Genomic DNA, 20,328 nt, shown 5'->3' with positions numbered 1-20,328 from the left:
TTGTCCAACTGCAACTGGTTTGCATTAACAGCCGCGCTTTCTTGGGATTACGACGTGACAAAACTCGCTGCGAACAACAATAAAACTGCCCGCTGGGCGCCATTGGCCCTGGCCCTGGCGATCAGTACTGCGGCCTATGCCGACGATGCCATCCACATCAAGGCCCAGCCACTGGGGGCGGCACTGAGCCAATTGGGCCAGCAAACCTCACTGCAAGTGTTTTTCAGCCCGCAGATGGTGGCCGGCAAACAAGCCCCGGCCGTCGATGGCAACCTGTCGCCGGAGCAGGCCCTGCGCCAGTTGCTGCAAGGCAGCGGCCTGGACTACCAGATCGACTCGGGTTCGGTGACATTGCATCCCCTCGCCACTGGCACCGGTGAAGCCGGTTCCCCCCTGGAACTTGGCACGACCGCGATCCAGGTGGTGGGCGACTGGCTGGGCGATGCCAACGCCGAAGTGGTGCAGAACCATCCCGGCGCGCGTACCGTGATCCGGCGCGAGGCTATGGTAGAGCAGGGCGCGATGAACGTCGGTGACGTGCTGCGCCGGGTGCCTGGGGTGCAGGTGCAGGAATCCAACGGTACCGGTGGCAGCGATATTTCCCTCAACGTCGGCGTACGCGGTCTGACATCGCGCTTGTCGCCGCGCTCCACAGTGTTGATCGACGGCATTCCTGCGGCGTTCGCACCCTATGGCCAGCCCCAGTTGTCGATGGCACCGATTTCCGCCGGTAACCTGGAGAGCATCGACGTGGTACGCGGCGCCGGTTCCGTGCGGTATGGCCCACAGAACGTCGGCGGCGTGATCAACTTCGTGACCCGGGCGATCCCCGAGACCTTTTCCGGTGAAGTCGGCACCACCCTGCAGACCTCGTCCCATGGCGGCTGGAAACATGTCGACAACGCTTTTATCGGCGGCACCGCAGACAACGGCATTGGCATGGCGCTCCTGTATTCCGGGGTCAATGGCAACGGTTATCGCGACAGCAACAACGGGAACGACATTGACGATGTGATCCTCAAGACCCACTGGGCGCCGACCGATCAAGACGATTTCACCCTCAATTTCCATTACTACGACGCCAGCGCCGACATGCCCGGCGGCCTGACCCAGAAGCAGTTCGACGCCAACCCTTACCAGTCGGTGCGCGACTGGGACAACTTCAGTGGCCGGCGCAAGGATGTGTCCTTCAAGTACATCCGCCAGATCGACGACCGCACCCAGGCCGAAGTGCTGACCTATTATTCCGACAGTTTCCGGGGCAGCAACATCGCCAACCGTGACCTGAAAACCCTCAGCTCCTACCCGCGGACCTACTACACGTTCGGCATCGAGCCACGGGTGTCCCATGTGTTCGAGCTGGGCCCGACCACCCAGGAAGCCAGTATCGGCTATCGCTACTTGAAAGAAGGCATGCACGAGCAGGCCACCAGTCTCAACCTGATCAACAACGTGCCGACGCCGGGTGGCCAGAGTGACGGCCATGTGTACCAGGACCGCACCGGTGGCACTGAGGCCAACGCGTTCTATATTGATGACAAGATCGACGTGGGCAAGTGGACGATTACCCCCGGTATCCGCTTTGAAAGCATCCGCACCCAATGGCATGACCGCCCGGTGGTGGCGCTCAATGGTTCCCGCACCCAGGAGAAGCACCGCGCGATCAAGAACAACGAACCGTTGCCGGCGCTGAGCGTGATGTACCACGTGTCCGATGCCTGGAAGCTGTTCGCCAACTATGAAACATCCTTCGGCAGCCTGCAGTATTTCCAGCTGGGCCAGGGCGGAAATGGCGACCAGACGGCCAACGGCCTGCAACCGGAAAAGGCCAAGACCTACGAGATCGGCACCCGCTACAACGACAACGTCTGGGGCGGCGAAGTGACGCTGTTTTACATCGACTTCTCCGATGAGTTGCAATACGTCAGCAATGACGTGGGCTGGACCAACCTGGGCGCGACCAAACACACGGGTATCGAAGCTTCGGCCCATTACGACCTGGCCGACCTCGACCCACGTCTGGAGGGCCTGAGTGCCAATGCCGGCTTTACCTACACCAAGGCGACCGCTGAAGGTGATGTGGCGTTCAAGGGCCGTGACCTGCCGTTGTACTCCCGGCAAGTGGCGACCCTGGGGCTGCGTTATGCCGTCAATCACTGGACCCATAACCTGGACGCGTATGCCCAGTCCGGCCAGCGCGCGCCAGGCACCACCAACACCTATATCACCGAACCGACCGCCGACGGCCAGTACGGGGATATCCCGGGGTATGTTTCCGTCAATGTGCGCAGTGGCTATGACTTCGGCCCGCAACTGTCGAACCTGAAGTTGGGTGTCGGGGTGAAAAACGTGTTTGACCAGCAGCACTTCACCCGTTCCAGCGACAACAACGCCGGGATTTACCTGGGTGAGCCACGCACCTTCTTTGTACAGGCGAGCGTGGGGTTCTGACGGGGAATCGTCGCCTGCCGGCGACGATTTTTCTATTGATGGGGGGCGTCGCTGCTGACGCCCTTCCACGCGCTTTTCCTCTTGGCCTTTCTCTTGCTCCTTACGATCCTTCAGCCGAGGTTGAAGGGGACGTTGGCGGGCTTCCTACCTTTTTTAGGCGATTTTCGTCGCTTTCCGGAACCGAACTCCCCCAGTCCGCCACATACACAATTAGCCCACTGTGCACAGACATCCGGTGATCAATTTATCGCCTGGGTGCTTCGGACGGTGAGGTACATCGTGTCAACAAGCCGCACTGGAGAACATTATGTCGGTACCTGCGTTCAATCAGCCTGTCGTCAATCTACCGAATGACGCCATGCGTCACGAGGCCGAGGCCAACACCACGGGCGCTGCGGCGTCGGCCGCCGGGCCAGCCGCCAAGGGGCCTAGTTTCAGCGGGCCAGAGAGCAAGTCTGGGCCGGTGTTTGCGGCTGCACAGCCGATGGCACAAGGCGCCGCCGGCGTACAGGCCGATGCCGCCCGGGGGGGCAGGCCCCCGCTCCCTGGGAGCCCGCCGCCAAGGCCCTTCCCGCAGCAACCCGATCCGATCTATTCAAAGCGCAGCCATGATCAGTTGGCCCAGCAACTTCTGGATAATTTCAAGGCGTTCAACGATCCGAAAAACCCGGACTACATTACGCCGCAGGGGTTGAAAGCAAAGGCTGAAACACCCCTGACAAAGTACCCGCACAAGAATCAGGACATCCGGCTGGCCAGGGAAATCATGAAGCGTCCGGACCTGCTCAAAGCGCTTGACCGTGATGGTCGTACGGGGGGGCTGGATGCTCAGATCAGCCGTCAAAACATCTATGACGTCATCCGCTCTGATAACCCCTTGAAGTACAAGGACGATGAACAACTCGCCAAGGACATGCTGAAGAATTTCAATCAGCTCAAAGGCAGTTTCTGGAGCAAAGACATCAAGGTCGCCGATCTCAATGCCAGGGCCCAGCGCCCGTTGACAGGTAACCCTCATCGGGACCAACTCACCCACCTGGCGAGGGAGGTCTTCAACCGCTCCAACTTGCTGCAACAAATGGACAACGTTGCTAGCCCCGACTATGACGGCAGGATCAGCAAGCGTGGGTTGAAGAAGTTGTCCCATTAAACCGCCGGTATTGCACTGGGAGCACACAACCGGGAAGCGCCGCGAGTCTTTCGCGGTATTTCCCGGTTCGACCAGGGTTGCCAGTCTTGCGGATGACCGCTCTGGCTGGGGCTGCACGTGTCCACTTATCGCCTGCCACTTCGCTGATCAGGAACTGTTTTCAGCGGTTTGCCACATAACGTGTATCTGACGGCCTTTATGACGCCGGCAGTTTCACTCAAAGAGAGGGTGTTGACATGACTTCAACGTCGTTTGGAACTCAAACTCCCGGCCTGCCGCAATCCCTTCTTGCTCCACCTTGCGAAAACACGACGCAGAGACAACTTTTCGATGCCCAGAATCAGGCTGTGCCGGGAGGGGAAGGCACCGAAGCCCAACGGGTAAGGAATTTTTCCGGCCAGTACACCTTCAAGGCCCCGGCGGCGGATGACTTCGCCAAAGGCATGCAGTCCTACCGCGCCACTGCCGTCCCAACCACCACCATGCAGACGCCTGCGGGTACGACGAGCGGGTTGATCAATGCCATAAAAGCCTTGCTGGGCGGTTCTCGATCAGGAGCATTGTCGCCCCGAGAACCTGACTGAGGGCCGCGCCCAGGACTGACCATTGTTTACATACAGACATCGAAATTGATCGGGTGCCCCGGAACCATTGCCGGTGGTTGGCCACATACTTTGCGCTTGCTGGAAACCCACCCTTGCACTGACGGTGGTGGCAGCCGGTCTGAGTATGGATCTAGAAAAGGTGGATATGAACATGGCAATTGACGGTGGGGTACCTCTCCTGCGGCCCGATGTTACGAGCCGCCATGAAGCGATACCGGATGACGCACAACAGAAAGCTCATGCTGCTTCAAGCGAGACCACGCCGCGTGGCTGGCAGGCCGATAATCAACCTTTGCCCAGCACTATCCGCTCTTCGGGATTCCGCCGCCCGTTGCGGTGGGCCACGCCCGATGAGGTCATGCTGCATCATCAGGAGCTGAGAAACGCGCCCTCGACGCGTACCCCCAATGTGAACCCCTACACCCAATTGCCGGACCGCCAGTTAGTCAAGGCGCTGGGTGACCATTTTTCCGTGCTGGAAAATTTTCATGAAAAATGAAGGACTGAAACTGTCGTCGCTGCGGCGAATTGCCAGTGCAAAAATGACTGACACACCGGCGCTCAACAACGCCATTCTGCTGGCCAGGGCACTGGTCCAGCGCCCGCGGTTGATCGAAGCGATCCTTGACGAAGAGGGGTTTATAACGCGGCAAAGTCTGGAGCGGGCGGTACAGGGTGTGTTTGGCAACAGCGACCCCAATGCCTTCAGTCCGGATCCTTTTCACGCCAAGACCAATGTCGAGTTGGTGCTGGCGTTCAGGGCCGCTTTTGATGAACTGCGTGACAGATCCCGGGACCGCACGGGCTTTTTTGAGAGTGTCGGCTACGTCCAGATCGAACGGCTTGTGTCAATCAGTAAGGATCCGGATGAAACGGACCAGAACGGTGCCGTTATCCGAGACCCTGCCACGGGGTTACCGAAAAAAATGTACAGCGAACAACTGGTGTATATGTCAAAAAACCTGGTGGACCGTCCCAGGCTTTTGAGTTCCCTGGAACGCATCCATTCTGGCTGGCGACGTATTTACGGTAGTCATTACCAGAAGGGATGGCTGAGCAACAAAGACCTTGACGGCTGGCTTGAAAACACTAGAGACCTGTAGCGCCTGGGGGCCTTACACCCGCAGTATTTTGCCGCTGATCGCCACCGCCAACAGCAGCACGGCGATCAACACAAAGGCCACGCTCAGGCTGCTGCCGTGGGCGATAAAACCAATCAGCGCGGGGCCTGCGAGAATACCGGCATATCCCAGGGTGGTAATGGCGGGCACCGCAATGTGCTCCGGCATGACCGTTTGCTTGCCCACCGCGGTGTACAGCACCGGCACGATATTCGAACAGCCGGCACCGACCAGGGCATAACCCAGCAGGGCGGTTTCCCATGCCGGGAGCAGGGTGGCCAGCAGCATGCCGGCGGTGGCCAGCAAACCACCGATCACGATCACCCGTTTGGCACCCAGGCGGCGCACAATGGCATCGCCGGTCAGGCGGCCGAGGGTCATGGTCAAGGCAAACGCCGCATAACCCAGGCCCGCGTAGGCTTCGTCGAGGCCGCGTTCGTCACTGAGAAACACCGCGCTCCAATCGAGCACGGCACCCTCTGCCAGGAATACGATAAAACACAGGCAGCCGATAAACAGCACCACCCCATGGGGGATGGCGAAGGGCGGGCCGGAGCTTTCGCTGCCGTAGGGCAACAAGTGCGGGGCCGCCTTGAGCAAGGCGCCCAGGGTAATCACGATAACCACCAGGGTGGCCGAAAGCGGTGACAGCCCCAGGCCGAGCAGCGCACTGACACCTGCCGCCCCCACAATCCCCCCCAGGCTGAACAGCCCATGGAAGCCCGACATCATGGTTTTGCCACTGGCCCGCTCAACAATCACTGCCTGCAGGTTGACGGTGGAGTCCACCGTGCCCAGGCCTGCACCAAACAGAAACAATCCGGCCATCAGCAAGGGTATCGAGCTGACCGTGGCCAGCATCGGCAAGGCCACGCAGAGCAGCAGCGTCCCGGCGCTCAACACGCGGCGGCAGCCGAAGCGTGACGCCAGCGCGCCGGCCACCGGCATGGCAATGATCGACCCCACTCCCAGGCACAACAGCAACAGGCCCAGGGTGCCTTCGTTGAGCTGCGCGCGGGCCTTGGCATAGGGGACCAACGGTGCCCAGGCCGCGATGCCGAAGCCGGCAATAAAAAACGCGATACGGGTCGACATTTGTTCCAGGCGTCCCGGAACCACAGGCGCCTGGGGGGGGATGGCAGTCATGAATATCCTTGGTTTTGCGTTCAGCGAACGATGTCCAGCGCGACATCCTTGCACATCAGGCCCTATCGAGCGAGCCAGGTTCCCTTGCGGGCCGCGAAGTTTTTACTGACAACACGGAACACTTTTACCGTGGATCACCACACAGAGGTTATCGGGCCTGCTTGAGGTGGCCTGGAGGGTGCGTAATCCCTGTGAGTAGCGTTGAACCCCAGGCTGCTTGCACAGGATTACCACCTTCCAGGCCACTTCTGCGCGTGGGTCAGTTGGGGGTTGGGAGATATGCCCTGACTTGCACCACGTCGGCGCCAGCGACCCGCACCAGGAGGGTGCCACGGGGCGTGGTTTCCTGGCCGATGTAACTCTCCACCAGCACCCGATCCGCAGCCGTGGCGTGCAGCGATAGCTTATGGGGTTTGCGCAGCAGCTTTCGAGCCTGGGCGTCCACCGGGAATGACGGCTGGCCCCGGCGCACACTGTCGCAAAACGCTACTGCCACGGCCCGTGGCGGCGGTGGTGGCGGCGAGGGCAGGTTGGCTGCGGTGAACAGCAGGTTGAGCTGCTCGGCGGTGGCGACGGCACGGGGGAAACCGGTAAAGGCCGAGGCCACCAGCAGCAGTTCAGTCAGCTCCCCAGGCGCCAGGCCTTGGGCCAGGCTGGTCTTGAAATGCACGCTCAACGGCGGGCCGACCATACCGGCGGCGACGATCGCGGCAAAGATCGCTGCTTCCTGCAAGCGCGGATCAAGGCCCGGGCGCTCGTGCAGATAGCCGTACACCACACCGACCGCCAATTCGCCCAGGGCCGGCGCGGTATGGAACAACGCATCCAGGCGTGCGCCGCCATCCGGTACCCGCTCAATGAATGTTTTGCGGCCGGCGCGGTAAAGCGTTTCAACGGGGCTCTGCGGGGCAAGTGTCTTCATGGTGCATCCTCCAGGAAAATGAGGACGGCGTTTGCTCGACTGCGCACGGACTTCGGCCTGATGAAAACGTCCATCCAGCGACGCAGTAGTGTAGGGCGCGCTGGTTTTTTTGCCATGCTCGGCGCGCTCGCTGTTGGTGTCCTACGCTGAGATCGCCCACAATCGCCAGGCACTTTTCCCATGGCTGACCATCGGCGGATGCTGAGGTGATCTCACAATGACCCTGTTCTACGACGCTCGCGGCAATATCTACGGTGTGGCCAGCCCGGCCCTGTTGCGCAGCCGGGGCATTGCCGTGCCCGATAACGCCGCCCTGGCCGCCAGCACTCGCCAGGCGTGGACGGGGCTGGCGATAGCGTCCGAATGTGGCTGGGGGACGTCGCTGCGCCCAGCCGAGGCCAAGGCCTTTCGCTGCGACGGTTTGCTGGTCGGGCCGTTCCAGGCTGCACCGCCGTATGACCTGCTGATCGTCAATACCGACGGTTCCCTGGCCGAGCGCAGCGGCAATGGCTTGACGATCTTTGCCCAGGCCCTGACGGACGCGGGGCTGATGACCCAGGCCTGCGAGCTACGGGTACACCACGATCAACCTGATGGGGTGACGCCGCTGGTGACCGGGGTTGAACCGGCGGTCTATGGGGAGCTCCATGGGTTCTGGCTGGCACTGGGGCAGCCAGCATTCGGGCCGCAGGCAGTGGCAGCGATGGGGCCGGAAAGCGCCGAGCCTGGCCCAGTGAATGAGCTGGCTGCGATCAACCCGCAATGGACCCGCAGCCAATTTGTGCGTATCGGCAACCCCCATTGCGTGACCTTGGTCGAACACGTATCGGCCTTGCCGGACAATCGGCAGATGCACCAACCTGATCTGTTCGAGCCGTTGAAAGCGATTGCCTTCGCTCCTCCCGCAGGTGATGGCCGGCCCTGTGCGGCCGGGGTCAACCTGCAATGGGCAGCGCGAGACTCTGCCAATCGGCTGATTGCCCGGGTGTTCGAGCGCGGTGAGGGGCCCACGGCATCCTCCGGGACCAGTGCCAGCGCAGTGGCCTGTGCGGCATGGCGGGCGGGTTGGGTCGAGGCGGGAGAGGTGGCCGTGGTGATGCCGGGCGGTACGGCGCCAGTACGCTTGCACGTTCAGGCAGATGCGCTGCTGGGTGTCAGCCTGTTCGGGACCGCGATGCTTCAAGGCTGAGGTACGTGATGGCTTAACTAAGTGTCAGTTGTTTCTTTATTGTTTAGTTATTGTTTGAAGCGTCGCGTAAGGAAGTTCCTGCTGTTAGGGCTTGCTTTGTTTTGAGGATTTCTCATCTTGTAAAAGAGACTTCCATTGTGTCCGTACGAAACTTCTTTTTTATTTTCAAAGCGCCGAATTCTCGTGGATCTCGCTAATCTTTAGAGCGTTCAGGCACTTCTTTGGCCGCAGGTTTTTTGTTTGGCGGGAGGGAGTATTTCAGTCAGATAGTGGATGGCGGGTAACAACGGATGGTGAGTGCGTTTGTTTCGTCACGTTTCAACTTTATTGTTCAAGGCATGGAGACAGACTTCCAAGTACTGGCATTCAAAGGCCGCGAAGCCCTTGACCAGCCCTACTTCATCGAAGTGCAACTGGTCAGCGAAAACCCCGGCCTTGACCTAGAAGCATTGCTGCACCAGCCGGCCTATCTAGGCTTCGGTGAAATGGGCGAAGGTTTGCACGGGCAGGTGTATGCCGTCGGTCGCGATGACCCCGGGGGCCGGCTCACTCGTTATCGCCTGACCCTGGCGCCGCGCCTGGCGTGGCTGGAGCATCGGCGCGACCAGCGCATCTTTCAACAACGCAGCGTGCCGCAGATCATCGCGGCCGTGCTCGAGCACCACGGCATCCTGGCCGACGCGTATGCCTTCGAGTTGGGTCCGGTGGTCTATCCGCCCCGCACGTTCTGTGTGCAATACGCGGAAACCGACCTGCACTTCCTCCAGAGGCTGTGTGAGGAGGAGGGGATTCACTACCACTTTCGCCACAGCCCGGACGCCCATGTATTGGTGTTTGGGGATGACCAGACGGTGTTCCGTCGCCTGCCTGCACAGCGTTATCGCCCTGCCAACGGGCCGGCCGCCGAGGCACGGGTGATCCAGCGTTTCGATGTGCGCCTGGCGACGCGCAGCCGCCAGGCAGTGCGCCGTGATCACGACTTCGAGCATCCTTCACGGCGTTTGCAGGAACACGCCGGGGCTGCATCGGTGCTGCCTCTTGAGGACTACCATTACCCCGCCGGGTTTACCGGCCATGCGCGGGGTGTGCAATTGGCGCGTCGCAGCCTGGAGCGCCATCAGCGCGACCGTCACCGGGCCTTGGGCAAGAGTGATCAACCGGCGTTGTGCAGTGGTCATTTCCTGCCGTTGCACGATCACCCGCAGCCTGCCTGCAATGACTTGTGGCTGCTTACGTCGGTGCGTCACGAGGGGTATCAACCCCAGGCGCTGGAGGAGGCGATGCCCGCTGGCGACAGGTTCCAGGGCTATCGCAACCGCTTCAACGCCACGCCCTGGCGTGCGATCCACCGCCCGGCGCTCAAGCATCCCAAGCCAACCATTACCGGCAGCCAGACAGCCACTGTGACGGGCCCGGTGGGCGAGGAGGTGCATTGCGATGCCTACGGCCGGGTGAAGGTGCGTTTTCACTGGGATCGCCTGGACAAGGCCAGTGATAAAAGCAGTTGTTGGGTACGGGTGGCCTCCGGCTGGGCGGGCGACGGTTTTGGCGCGATCATGACGCCCCGGGTCGGCATGGAGGTGCTGGTGACCTTCCTGGAGGGCGACCCGGACCGGCCATTGATCAACGGTTGTCTGCCCAATGCGCGGCACATGCCGCCTTATCCACTGCCGCAACACAAGACCTGCAGCGTATTGCGCAGTCGCAGTTCCCCCGGTGGTGCGGGCGGCAACGAACTGCACCTGGAGGACCGCCTGGGTGAAGAGCTTATCTACCTGCGGGCCCAGCGGGACTGGCAGCAGCAGGTAGGCCGTGACAGCCACCTGGAAGTCGGCGGGGAGCGGCGGGAAACCATTCGCGGCCCGAGCACGGTGCGCCTGGAAAGCGCCGAACAGCGACATGTCAGTGGTGATCGCAAGGTGGTCCTGGGTGCGAGCGATCACCTCCAGGTGCAGGGCGATAGCCTGGCCTATATCGGCCAGGCCCTGGTGATCGAGGCAGGGCAACAGGTTCATCTCAAGGCGGGTGCCAGCCTGGTGATCGACGCTGGCGCGCAGTTGAGCCTCAAGGCCGGAGGCGAGCATGTGCTGATCCAGGCCGGTGGGATCTTCAGCAGCCGCCCGATTACCCAGGGTGGCCAACCGGCCGTTGCGCGCTCGGCCAGCCCTGCGGGTGCGGCCGTCAGCGGTGCGGAAATTTCAGCGGCCCAGGCTGTCGTCATGAGCATGGCCCGGCAACTGGATGCGGACTTCTGCCCGGTATGTGAACGCTGCCGCGAAGGCGTGTGCGACATCCGCGGGAGGGCGGCCTGATGCTGCGTACACCGGGCCAATGGATGACCCAACAGCAGCAGGCAGGACGCCGGCTGTGTTTGATTCTTGAGGGAAACAGCAACGCCCGTCAGCCGCTGATGGCGCCTCGCAACCTGGGGCAATGTTGCAGCCTTTACGGTGGCAGTGCAGTGGCGGCACTGGCGGCTGACGGGCCGGTGATCCTGCTTGTGGAGCAGTTCGATGAGCCTGCGCTTGTGGGGTTGCTCGAGCACCCTGAGATGAACTGGGGCTGGCTGGGCAGCTTGCCCGACGCGGACCTGGGCGACGTCATCGAGCATTGGCAGGCGCGGATGCTGGTGGGGCCACCGGGCAATCAGGCCCTGTACCGTTTCCACGACAACCGCACCCTGGGGCGTGCGCTGACCAGCGTGCCGGTAGCGCAATGGCCGGCCTATCTCGGGCCACTGATCAGCGTCTGCTACTGGCACGAAGAGCAATGGTGCTGCGCCAACAACCCAGCGCCCGGAAAGTACCCGATACCCGACCCCGCTCCTTGGCTCAACATCCCCAACCCCCAGGCCTCGGCCATTTTGCAGGCGAATATCCTGCGCTACCTGCTGGCCGAACACAGCGAAAGCCTTGCGGCGTTGGTCGAGTTCCAGGATCCAGGGGGATGGCTGGCCCAGGTACTGGACGAGGCCCGCAGTTGGCAATGGTACGGCGCTCTGCAACTGGAGTTTTTGGTGGTGCGGCGTTTGGCAGAGGCAACCGGGCCCAGGGTGATTCAGTGGCAGCCGCTGAAGGGGGAGGCGCCGGAGGAACACTTCAGGCGGGTGGCTGAGCAGTGGCGCACGTTGGGGCAAGCATGAGTAACCAGGCGTGTGGAGTTCTGCTGGTGCTGGGTATGGCCTGGACATCGGGGTGTGCGGTGGTGCCCGTTGATCGCTTTACCTTGGAGGTGGATTTGCCAGCCAATTTCCGCGTTAAAAGCGCCGCTAACTACAGCCCCGCAGCAGGTGAACGTTGCACCTTGCCTTGGCGTCGAGGCAAAAGGCCCGAGCGGAAGATTTTTAGTGTTCCCTACAGCCCGGTAGCCAGCCGCGTGACCCAGGCGCTGCCCCTGACTGAAACAGTCGAGGGCTGCCCGTTGGTATTGCGCAGCGTGGAGTTTGATTTTTATGCGCGGTGGGGCGCGCGCGATACGGATGTTGGCGGAGATATTGCGGCTATCCATATTCAGGATCGTTTAGACGCGGATGGGCCGGGGAGGCCTGAGTCGGGGGTGCTGGAGTTGCAAGCACGATGCAGGTGGTTCTTTCGCACAGTGGGGCCGGTGCATGCGATCAGGAAAATCCTCATGTGCAGATCAGTGGACGCAAATGGGCTTTCAAGTAAAGCGTCGGCAGGCGGCGCTGTGCAACGAGATCGACTGGCGGGGCAAAAACTCAGGCTGGTGTTGAACCTGTCTGACGAAGAGCTACCTGCCTTTGACGATAACTGGGTAGCTGTTCCAAACGGCTGGAGGCGGTGCCAGGGTGAGAGTTTCGAAGATATGTTCGCGTACTGCCGGGGCAATACGACCGACTTCAAACCTATAAAAATGCCTGATGGACGTATCTGTGATGTTTATCCAACGTGTAACTAACAGGGAGTGAAGTCATGGAGTTGGAGGCATGGAAGCAGGAGTTTTTCAGTGACAAGATGCCGGCGTGCCCACGGCGAGGGCACTGGGTGAGTTTTTGTTTGATCGATGAAACCGGCAATGGCAAGAATTATGGGGGGCTGCCGTACTCGTTCCATGACAGTGCCGGGCAACAATACAGCGGTAGATTGAATGGAGAGGGCTTCGCCAAAATAACGGATTTTTATTGTGGTCCTGTGGTGCTTACGTTGGATGAGCCCTATGCCGGGACAGAAGCACCGTATCACCGACTGGCGACGCGCCTGACTTACAAACTACCCATCACCGAACTTCAGGTTCGCGCCGAACGAAGCGAGTTTTCTACCGGGGATGGCCAGCGTCTTGAGGGCAACCCAGCAAGGCGACAAGCCGATCGGTTCTACCAGGTCGAAGTGCGCGATCTGGTTCGCCATGTTGCCCACCTGCCACCGCTGGCGCCACGGTCTCACGGCCCCCAGCCACATGCCCTGAAAATGATGGCCGACCTTGGGTTTGGCCCACCCCAGCCCGAGTTGTCGGGCGTGGTGCTGTTCCCCAACCAGCACACGGCGCTGGAAGTCCGACCCCTGCGGGCACTGCGCCCGATGCTGTCGAGGGACGACGAATTCTGTGCCTTGAACCTGTACCAACTGGCATTGATGGCGACCTTGAGTTACTGCCGTTTTGGCCAGGAGCCGGCCACTCACCCGCAAGATGAAGTCCATTTTCCTCTGGACCCCAGCATCGGCCATCTATTTGCTGAAAAACTCGCGGGGTATCAGCAGGCCTGGAGGGTCGATGCCGAGCAAGTCCGGCGTTTTTACCCGCTGTATGAGGATGTCCCATACTCGCGGCGTTTCGAGATCCTGCCCTTCGACCCTCAGTTGTATCCGCAGAACAGTCCGCAGCTGGAGGCGAGGCAGGAGCATCCGGCACGCCTGCATTTTTTCGATGACGAAGAGCAGGGTACGGATACCCAGGCCTTTATCAGCCATCACGATGAAGTGGTGCTGATTGCGGTGCGGGGCACGGCCAGTGCGGCGGATGGCCTGCGTGACGCGAATGCCCACCAGGTACCTTTCGCGGACGGCATCGGTAAGGTCCATGAAGGCTTTTACCAGGCGTACCGTGCCTTGCGTGACTTTGTATTGCGCTATCTGGATCAGTTCTACAGCGGCCAACGCATCGTGATTTGTGGCCACAGCCTGGGTGGGGCCATCGCTTTGTTGCTGGCCGAGGGACTGCGCCGGGTCAAGGATGCCGGCTACAACGTGCTGCTGTACACCTACGGTGCCCCGCGCGCCGCCGATGCTGAATTCACAGGGGGAGCGGCTGCCCTGGTTCACCATCGTATCGTCAACCACAATGATCCGGTCCCCAGCGTGCCGGCGACCTGGATGAACACCACGGCCAAGCTATGGGTGCCGGGCGCCGTGACCTTATTCGGCGCGCCCGCGCCGGGAGGCCTGTTGTTTGCTGCGGGGCTGGTGCGGCTCGGTGGACAGCCCTATCGGCATCACGGCGAGCTGCAACACTTCATGCCGATCATCCTGGCGGACGGCACACAGTCCTCGGTGCTGTGGCAGCCCGGTTGTGCGTCGGTGCAGGAGGCGGCGTGTAATCGCGCTTTGCGTTTGCACGGCGATATGCCCGAGCGTGACAACCTGCTCAAGCAACTGTTCCAGGCCAGCCAGCACTTCATGGTTGCTAGCTACGTGCCGGCGGCGTGGGCCACGTTACGCCGCTGGCAACAGACACTGGAGAACAGCGGCTCCCTGGTGACGGCACGGGAATACGCATTGATCGACCACGCGCTGAGCACCCTGCGCCGACAACTGCAGGACAAGCAGCTCGAGCTGCACCGTCGCAGCCCGGCGAATGGACGCGGCCATGAGCATTACGATGCCTTGACCGCTGAAATCGATCGATTGCAAACCAGTCGCCAGCGCCTGGAAAGCCTGCGCTGGCGCCGCGTGGAAGGGCGCGATGTATACGGCAGTCACGCTTCATCCTCAAACCTGCAACCCAGCCTGGCTCGTTGGTTCAGCCACCCGGAAAACCATGAGTTGCCCCAGGTGGCAAGCATCCCGCCGGCCTTCGAGGGCGATCGGGACAAGGGCCAGACACTGGACCTGGACTCGATCGTTTAGCCTCGCGGGTTACAAAAATGTCACCTGCGCTGGCTGGCGTTTCATCAACACTTTGCCGTTGCGGATCGAATACAGCGCCAGGCCCTGGCTGCGAATGACTTCATAGTCGCTGTTTGCCGACAGGATCAGCAGGTTCGCCGGTCGCCCGGGCTCCAGGCCGTAGCGGTCGCCCAGGGCCATGGCTTTGGCGCTGTTGTCGGTGACCAGGTCCAAGGCCCTTTGCAGGTTGCTGTAGCCGAGCATATGGCAGATATGCAGCCCGGCCTCGAGCACCCGCAGGATATTGCCGTTGCCCAGTGGGTACCAGGGATCGACGATGGAGTCCTGGCCAAAGCAGACGTTCATGCCGGCCTCCAACAGTTCGTTGACCCGGGTCACACCCCGGCGTTTCGGGAAGTTGTCGAAGCGGCCTTGCAGGTGAATGCTTTCGGTGGGGCAGGAAACAAAACTGATGCCCGAGTGGCCCAGCAGGCGGAACAGCTTGGCGCAGTAGGCATTGTCGTAGGAGCCCATGGCTGTGGTGTGGCTGGCGGTGACCCGGCTGCCCATATCGCGACTGCGGGCTTCTTCGGCCAGCACTTCGAGGAAGCGCGAGTGCGGGTCGTCGGTTTCATCGCAATGCACGTCGACCAGGCAGCCGGTGCGTTCGGCCAGGTCCATAAGGAACTTGACCGAGCTGACCCCTTGGTCGCGGGTGTACTCGAAATGGGGAATGCCGCCCACCACATCGGCGCCCAGGCGAATGGCTTCTTCCATCAGTTCGCGGCCATTGCGGTAGGACTCGATGCCTTCCTGGGGAAACGCCACGATCTGCAGGTCGATCAGGTGGCCGCTCTCCTGGCGGACTTCGAGCATGGCCTTGAGTGCGGTCAAGTCCGGGTCGGTGACGTCCACGTGGGTGCGCACATGCTGGATACCATGGGCCGCCAGGGCCTGGATGGTCTGCTTGGCGCGGGTCTTGGTGTCCTCCTGGGTGATGGTGGCCTTGCGCTCGCCCCAGCATTCGATCCCTTCAAACAGCGTCCCGCTCATATTCCAGCGCGGCTCGCCGGCGGTGAGGGTGGCGTCGAGGTGGATATGCGGCTCGACAAATGGCGGTACCACCAGGTTGCCAGCGGCGTCCAAGTCGTCTGGCCCCAGGGTCGGCGCGGCGGTTTGTGGGGTAATGCTGGCGATCCGGCCATGTTCCAGGTGCAGATCATGCAGGCCTTCACGGTTGCGCAGGCGGGCGTTGATGATATGCATGGGCAAGTTCCTCTTGGGCAAAAAGCAATCAGGCAGACAGCCGCCAGATCATCAGCGCGACGCCGATGTCCAGACGGTCATTGGGGTTGTCCAGCGACAGCCCGCACAGGGCCTCGATGCGCTGGACGCGATGGGTCAGGGTGTTGCGGTGGACCGCCAACCGCAGGGCAGCAGCCACAAGGTTACCATTGTCCAGGAACCACGCTTGCAGGGTCGGCATCAGGCTCGGGCCGTGACGTTGATCATGGCGCAGCAGGGGCCCCAGGCGTTCCTGGAGAAACTGGTCGAGCAACCCGCGATCGCGCACCGCGCTCAGTAGCTTCAGCACCCCGAGTTCATCGTAGACACAGATACCGGCATGTTCACCAAAGCGCCGGGCGACCGCCAGCGCCTGGCGCGCTTCATCCAGGGCCTGGGCCAGGCCGGCTGGCGGATGTTTTGCCGCGCTCAAGCCGATGCACAGCTTCAGCGGGGCCAGGCGCAGGTTCAGGGGCTTGAGCCAGTTTGCCAGGCGTTGCCGGTTGTCACCGGCGGGCAGCAGCAAGGTCCACTGCCCAGCCCTGCCGAGCACGGGCAGACGCGAAGGATGCTCGGCGGCGAACTGGCGCAATCGGCGAGTAATGCCATCGTGCTGGCGGGCCAACTGAGCTTCGGCGTCCGCGGCCACGGTTTGCGCAAATAGCGCCTCGCCACCGTCCAGTTGCAACTGCACCACCTGCCAATCCCCGTCCAGCGGCATGCCCAGCTGGCTGGCGCGATGCAGCAGCAGGTCGAGGGACTGATAGTCGCCCGCCAACAGGCGCTCCAGCACCTCATGCCGTGAGCGTCCGAGTTGCTCGGCCTCGATCAGCGCGGAGCCGATGGCCTGGGTCACCAGGACCATCTTCAGGGAATAAGGCTGTTCGATCAGCGGCATGCCGACGGCGTCGGCAGCTTCCAGCAGTCCAGGGGGGATTGCCTGGATGTAAGCCGGCCCGGTCAGGATTACCAGGCCGGCGACTTGCCGCGCGCAGGCTTCGTCGAGCAAGCGCAAAAGGTTGGCCTCGTCACGGGGATGGTTGATGCCGGTGACGAACACCAGTTCGCCGCCCAGCACCCACTCGGCAATACCGCTGTTCTCGGCTACATAAGGCCAGCGCACGCCATTATCCAGGCCTGCGCTACCCGCCCGCAGGCTCATGCACTCCAGCCCCGGCAGGGCCAGTACATCCGCCACCGTCAGGTTCATGCCTGGGCGTCAGCCGATGGCACCCGCACCCGCAGGACGGCGGTGAGCGCGATGTAGGTAGCGGCCGCAGCGATAATCCCCACCAGTGGCGCGACCCACGGTGAGCTGAAGGCCAGCACCGTACCCACGGCATAGGCAATCAGCCCCGGCCAATTGAAGGCCGGCAAGCGCACATCTGCCAGCCGTGGATAGTGGCCGCGGTAGCGATAGAAAAAGTCGGCCATGATCACCCCGCCAATCGGTGGGATCACTGTGCCCAGCAAAATCAGGTAGGGCACCAGCATGTCGTACATGCCCAGCAAGGCAAGCAGGGTGCCTATCACCGCGCCGACCAGGGTCACGGTCTTGCGGCGCCTGGTGCGCAGCAGGTTGCAGCCGGCGACGGCAAAGTTGTAGATGGTGTTGTCCTGGGTACTCCAGATATTGAGCAGCAGCATGGCCATCGCCGCCATGGCGAAACCTTGCAGCAGCAACACCTCCACCACATCCGGTTGCTGATAGACGATGGCGCCGTAGGCACCGATCAGCACCATCAGGCCGTTGCCGACAAAAAAGCCGATCAGGCTGGCCAGCACCGCCACCTTGGCCGAGCGGGAAAAGCGCGTCCAGTTGGTGGCCTGGGTGGCACCGCTGACAAAGGTGCCAAACACCAGGGTAATGGCCGTGGACAAATCCAACTCATTGCTGGGCACTACGGCGAGCAAACCTTCCAGCCCGCCGACTTTTACCGTGGCCACCCACATCGACAGCAACAACAGCAGGCCCATGGCCGGGACTGCAATGTAAGAGAGAATTTCCAGCCCCCGATAGCCCACGTAGGCCGTGGCGCAGAACGCCAGGCCGAACAACACCATCAGTGCCAGTACGCTGCCCTGGCTCAACTCGAAATACTTGCCCAGCACCACGGCCGCCGTGGCGGTGCCCCAGGCGTACCAGCCAATCTGGGTGAAACCCAGGATCAGGTCACTCAACTTGCTGCCCACTTCGCCAAAGCAGAAACGCCCCATCAGCACCGAGTTCAAGCCGCTCTTGAAGGCGATGTACCCCAGGCCTGCGGCGTAGATACCCAACAGCAGGTTACCCAGGGCCACGACCCCGAGCATCTGGGTAAAACTGAAGGCCACCCCCAGCTTGCCGCCAGCAAACATGGTCGCGGTAAAAAAGGTGAAGCCCAGCAACACCATGGCCGTGGAGCCAAGGCCCTTGCGTGCATGCATGGGCACTTCGCTGAGAGGGTAATCGTTGCCCGGTTCGTTCTGCGTCATGTGCCGTTCCCCTGTGAGTGACGCAGGGCCTGTTGCAGCGCCCGTGCCAACTGTCGGGCAGTGATGGGTGCACGGTGAGCACTGTGCAGGTTGCACAATATTTGGGGGTGGGTAGGGCAGGGAGGCGGAATGGCTTGTGGGTTGTGCCCAGCCCGGCACTAAAGTGGTGCGGCGGTGATACAAATGGGATCACCGGTCCAGGGTGTCAGTCGAACAGGGTCTGGGTGATTTCCCCACGGTGAAAGGCGAAGGCTGCTTCAAGATCACTTTCGATGGTGCGGCCGCGTGACAGGGGCGGCAGGTTGTCGAGGCTGAAGAAGCCGACGTCGGTGGTTTCAAAGCCTGCCACGGGGGCGGCCTGGTCGGTGCGTTCGCAAAGGAAGTACAACTTGTAGAAGTCGCGTACGTCAGGTCGATACAGGCCCTTGGCTTTGTGGGTCACGCTGTACAGCGCCCGTGCGGTAACGCTCAACCCGGCCTCTTCGCGAAGTTCCTTGATGATGTTTTCCGCAGCGGATAACCCGATATCGGCGTAGCCACCCGGCAATGCCCAGCAGCCATCCGTTGCTTCGCGCACCAGTAGGATCCGGTCGCCTTCAATCAGCGCGCCACGTACATCAATCATCGGCGTTGAATAACGCTGGGCGAAGTCCGAAACCAGGCCGGTAATGCGCTCCAGAGGCACTTGCCCCAATTGCGCGAGCATGCTGTGGGCAATATGGGCGATCTCTTCCAGGCGTTCGCGCTCGAAGTCATCCGTGCAAAAGTGCAGCCCGGTAGAGGCCAGTGCCTGCAAACGCTTGGCCTGTGCCAGCCAGGTGGATTCCATGGTGTGGTTCCTTGGTTTGCTTCAAAACCTGGTTTTATTCGCTGCTATCGTCGAGGGCAAGCCAGGGATGGAGCAATCCATGGCGAGGGAGGTGTCCCCTCGGTTTTGTAGAGGTGCTTTATTCACCGCGATAAATACAGCCACTGGTGCAGGTCTCATGGATACGAATGGCGCTGAGTTCCGGCAACAGCGGCTTCAGCTCATTCCATATCCACTTGGCCAGTACTTCGCTGGTAGGGTTTTCCAGGCCGGGGATGTCGTTGAGGTAGTTGTGGTCGAGGCGCTCATAGAGCGGCTTGAAAATCGCCTTGATCTCCGAGAAATCACGGATCCAGCCGGTATGCGGATCGAGGTCGCCGCTCAGGTGGATGGCCACCTTGAAGGAGTGGCCGTGCAGGCGCCCGCACTTGTGGCCTTCGGGGACGTGGGGCAGGCGGTGGGCGGACTCGAATGTAAACTCTTTGAAAATTTCCACGGTATGACCTGTAAGGCAGGAGTTTCTAGGGCTGTGTGCGATTGTCAGTGTGGGGTGAGCGCTTTATGGGCCCAGGTGACCGACTTGGCGCGCATTCTAACCTGTTTTATCGGGCAACCAGGCGGCGTGCGTAAAGCGCTGTTACTCCTGGGACCATAACGTTGTACTGACCTTGACCCCATCCCCACACGGCAATGAGCGCTGCGACCCTCGGCGCTCCAGTTCGGCATACGCACGGGCACACTGCACCTGGCTTTGGGCAGCGGCGTTATCAATGCTGATATTGCCGGTGGTTTCAGACACCAGGTTGCCGTTTTTCTCCAGCCGGATCAGTGGCCGTTCGGGCTGCATTTCAAAGCGACTTTTCGTCGGTTCGGTACTCAGTGCCAGGTCGGTGGGGGCTGCCGGCAACTGATCTTCGGTGACGCCATAGCGCGTGAGAAGCGAGAGATTGGGCAAGTCCTGCGCGCTTGCCTGGCCTGCCGCCAGAAGCAGGAACATGCCAAGGCTGTACATTTTTTTGCGATTAGAATGCATGGTTGTATCTTTCCAAAGTTGTTTCCTGGTGGGCTGGATTGAAGAACAACTTATTATTATCGCAACCACGTTTAGGGCAGGG

General features: G+C 61.3%; 18 protein-coding genes. 10 read left to right on the top strand and 8 right to left on the bottom strand.

The window, feature by feature from the left end:
- Positions 1 to 54: 54 nt before the first annotated feature.
- From PSH73_RS16140 to PSH73_RS16120, 5 genes are all read left to right on the top strand, one after another.
- Complete coding sequence (locus PSH73_RS16140) at positions 55 to 2,451, top strand: TonB-dependent receptor (RefSeq protein ID WP_216312565.1); 2,397 nt, start codon at positions 55 to 57, stop codon at positions 2,449 to 2,451.
- A gap of 307 nt (positions 2,452 to 2,758) precedes the next feature.
- On the top strand, positions 2,759 to 3,601 hold the full coding sequence (locus PSH73_RS16135; protein ID WP_233092104.1) for a hypothetical protein: 843 nt from the start codon (positions 2,759 to 2,761) through the stop codon (positions 3,599 to 3,601).
- A gap of 236 nt (positions 3,602 to 3,837) precedes the next feature.
- On the top strand, positions 3,838 to 4,185 hold the full coding sequence (locus PSH73_RS16130; RefSeq protein ID WP_152987924.1) for a hypothetical protein: 348 nt from the start codon (positions 3,838 to 3,840) through the stop codon (positions 4,183 to 4,185).
- Positions 4,186 to 4,330: 145 nt separating this feature from the next.
- Positions 4,331 to 4,705: a hypothetical protein gene (locus tag PSH73_RS16125; protein ID WP_152987925.1), complete on the top strand. Its 375-nt coding sequence runs from the start codon at positions 4,331 to 4,333 to the stop codon at positions 4,703 to 4,705.
- On the top strand, positions 4,695 to 5,309 hold the full coding sequence (locus tag PSH73_RS16120; RefSeq protein WP_169990056.1) for a type III secretion effector protein: 615 nt from the start codon (positions 4,695 to 4,697) through the stop codon (positions 5,307 to 5,309). The genes PSH73_RS16125 and PSH73_RS16120 overlap by 11 nt, the downstream gene beginning before the upstream one ends.
- A gap of 12 nt (positions 5,310 to 5,321) precedes the next feature.
- Here PSH73_RS16120 and PSH73_RS16115 read toward each other — a convergent pair whose 3' ends face one another.
- Together PSH73_RS16115 and PSH73_RS16110 are read right to left on the bottom strand one after the other, a co-directional pair.
- Positions 5,322 to 6,473, bottom strand: coding sequence for an MFS transporter (locus tag PSH73_RS16115; protein WP_198792685.1), 1,152 nt, complete (start codon positions 6,471 to 6,473; stop codon positions 5,322 to 5,324).
- Between the two features lie 259 nt (positions 6,474 to 6,732).
- The gene (locus PSH73_RS16110) at positions 6,733 to 7,395 is read right to left on the bottom strand and encodes a carboxymuconolactone decarboxylase family protein (RefSeq protein WP_057959080.1); all 663 of its coding nucleotides are present in this window, start codon (positions 7,393 to 7,395) and stop codon (positions 6,733 to 6,735) included.
- Between the two features lie 217 nt (positions 7,396 to 7,612).
- Between PSH73_RS16110 and PSH73_RS16105 the strand changes: the two genes are divergently transcribed.
- The 5 genes from PSH73_RS16105 (at position 7,613) to PSH73_RS16085 (ending at position 14,667) form a co-directional block, all read left to right on the top strand.
- On the top strand, positions 7,613 to 8,584 hold the full coding sequence (locus tag PSH73_RS16105) for a diaminopimelate epimerase (RefSeq protein ID WP_120733559.1): 972 nt from the start codon (positions 7,613 to 7,615) through the stop codon (positions 8,582 to 8,584).
- 290 nt (positions 8,585 to 8,874) lie between these two features.
- A complete protein-coding gene (locus PSH73_RS16100; RefSeq protein ID WP_198799576.1) occupies positions 8,875 to 10,896 on the top strand; it encodes a type VI secretion system tip protein VgrG in 2,022 nt (673 codons plus the stop codon).
- On the top strand, positions 10,896 to 11,726 hold the full coding sequence (locus PSH73_RS16095; RefSeq protein ID WP_057438502.1) for a DUF4123 domain-containing protein: 831 nt from the start codon (positions 10,896 to 10,898) through the stop codon (positions 11,724 to 11,726). The genes PSH73_RS16100 and PSH73_RS16095 overlap by 1 nt, the downstream gene beginning before the upstream one ends.
- Positions 11,723 to 12,502: a hypothetical protein gene (locus PSH73_RS16090; RefSeq protein ID WP_169990059.1), complete on the top strand. Its 780-nt coding sequence runs from the start codon at positions 11,723 to 11,725 to the stop codon at positions 12,500 to 12,502. Before PSH73_RS16095 ends, PSH73_RS16090 begins: the two co-directional genes overlap by 4 nt.
- 14 nt (positions 12,503 to 12,516) lie before the next feature.
- A complete protein-coding gene (locus PSH73_RS16085; protein WP_198818332.1) occupies positions 12,517 to 14,667 on the top strand; it encodes a lipase family protein in 2,151 nt (716 codons plus the stop codon).
- 9 nt (positions 14,668 to 14,676) lie between these two features.
- On the opposite strand, the gene codA is transcribed toward PSH73_RS16085, so the two are convergent.
- The 6 genes from codA to PSH73_RS16055 all read right to left on the bottom strand — a co-directional run bounded on the left by codA (position 14,677) and on the right by PSH73_RS16055 (position 20,246).
- Positions 14,677 to 15,912 carry a cytosine deaminase gene (gene codA / locus PSH73_RS16080; RefSeq protein WP_057438504.1) on the bottom strand — a complete coding sequence of 412 codons (1,236 nt, stop codon included), beginning with the start codon at positions 15,910 to 15,912 and terminating at the stop codon, positions 14,677 to 14,679.
- A 28-nt stretch (positions 15,913 to 15,940) separates the two neighbouring features.
- Complete coding sequence (locus tag PSH73_RS16075; RefSeq protein WP_305460907.1) at positions 15,941 to 17,140, bottom strand: PucR family transcriptional regulator; 1,200 nt, start codon at positions 17,138 to 17,140, stop codon at positions 15,941 to 15,943.
- Positions 17,137 to 18,405 carry a cytosine permease gene (codB, locus tag PSH73_RS16070; protein WP_305460905.1) on the bottom strand — a complete coding sequence of 423 codons (1,269 nt, stop codon included), beginning with the start codon at positions 18,403 to 18,405 and terminating at the stop codon, positions 17,137 to 17,139. Before codB ends, PSH73_RS16075 begins: the two co-directional genes overlap by 4 nt.
- A gap of 205 nt (positions 18,406 to 18,610) precedes the next feature.
- A complete protein-coding gene (locus PSH73_RS16065) occupies positions 18,611 to 19,234 on the bottom strand; it encodes an NUDIX hydrolase (RefSeq protein WP_057959087.1) in 624 nt (207 codons plus the stop codon).
- A 118-nt stretch (positions 19,235 to 19,352) separates the two neighbouring features.
- Positions 19,353 to 19,709: a 6-carboxytetrahydropterin synthase QueD gene (gene queD, locus PSH73_RS16060; protein ID WP_003190259.1), complete on the bottom strand. Its 357-nt coding sequence runs from the start codon at positions 19,707 to 19,709 to the stop codon at positions 19,353 to 19,355.
- A 141-nt stretch (positions 19,710 to 19,850) separates the two neighbouring features.
- Positions 19,851 to 20,246, bottom strand: a complete 396-nt coding sequence (locus PSH73_RS16055; protein ID WP_057959088.1) for a hypothetical protein — start codon at positions 20,244 to 20,246, stop codon at positions 19,851 to 19,853.
- Positions 20,247 to 20,328: the final 82 nt, after the last annotated feature.

It is taken from the genome of Pseudomonas sp. FP2294, assembly GCF_030687625.1.
Taxonomy (GTDB): domain Bacteria; phylum Pseudomonadota; class Gammaproteobacteria; order Pseudomonadales; family Pseudomonadaceae; genus Aquipseudomonas; species Aquipseudomonas shahriarae.
This window is presented reverse-complemented; position numbering and strand designations above follow the sequence as displayed.

Excerpts from the sequence above, each read along its gene's own strand:
- PSH73_RS16100 (WP_198799576.1), top strand. The coding sequence starts at position 8,875 with ATGGTGAGTGCGTTTGTTTCGTCACGTTTCAACTTTATTGTTCAAGGC.
- codA (WP_057438504.1), bottom strand. The coding sequence starts at position 15,912 with ATGCATATCATCAACGCCCGCCTGCGCAACCGTGAAGGCCTGCATGAT.
- PSH73_RS16075 (WP_305460907.1), bottom strand. The coding sequence starts at position 17,140 with ATGAACCTGACGGTGGCGGATGTACTGGCCCTGCCGGGGCTGGAGTGC.
- PSH73_RS16125 (WP_152987925.1), top strand. The coding sequence starts at position 4,331 with ATGGATCTAGAAAAGGTGGATATGAACATGGCAATTGACGGTGGGGTA.
- PSH73_RS16085 (WP_198818332.1), top strand. The coding sequence starts at position 12,517 with ATGGAGTTGGAGGCATGGAAGCAGGAGTTTTTCAGTGACAAGATGCCG.
- PSH73_RS16110 (WP_057959080.1), bottom strand. The coding sequence starts at position 7,395 with ATGAAGACACTTGCCCCGCAGAGCCCCGTTGAAACGCTTTACCGCGCC.
- PSH73_RS16135 (WP_233092104.1), top strand. The coding sequence starts at position 2,759 with ATGTCGGTACCTGCGTTCAATCAGCCTGTCGTCAATCTACCGAATGAC.
- PSH73_RS16115 (WP_198792685.1), bottom strand. The coding sequence starts at position 6,473 with ATGACTGCCATCCCCCCCCAGGCGCCTGTGGTTCCGGGACGCCTGGAA.
- PSH73_RS16055 (WP_057959088.1), bottom strand. The coding sequence starts at position 20,246 with ATGCATTCTAATCGCAAAAAAATGTACAGCCTTGGCATGTTCCTGCTT.
- PSH73_RS16130 (WP_152987924.1), top strand. The coding sequence starts at position 3,838 with ATGACTTCAACGTCGTTTGGAACTCAAACTCCCGGCCTGCCGCAATCC.
- PSH73_RS16120 (WP_169990056.1), top strand. The coding sequence starts at position 4,695 with ATGAAAAATGAAGGACTGAAACTGTCGTCGCTGCGGCGAATTGCCAGT.
- codB (WP_305460905.1), bottom strand. The coding sequence starts at position 18,405 with ATGACGCAGAACGAACCGGGCAACGATTACCCTCTCAGCGAAGTGCCC.
- PSH73_RS16105 (WP_120733559.1), top strand. The coding sequence starts at position 7,613 with ATGACCCTGTTCTACGACGCTCGCGGCAATATCTACGGTGTGGCCAGC.
- PSH73_RS16065 (WP_057959087.1), bottom strand. The coding sequence starts at position 19,234 with ATGGAATCCACCTGGCTGGCACAGGCCAAGCGTTTGCAGGCACTGGCC.
- PSH73_RS16090 (WP_169990059.1), top strand. The coding sequence starts at position 11,723 with ATGAGTAACCAGGCGTGTGGAGTTCTGCTGGTGCTGGGTATGGCCTGG.
- PSH73_RS16095 (WP_057438502.1), top strand. The coding sequence starts at position 10,896 with ATGCTGCGTACACCGGGCCAATGGATGACCCAACAGCAGCAGGCAGGA.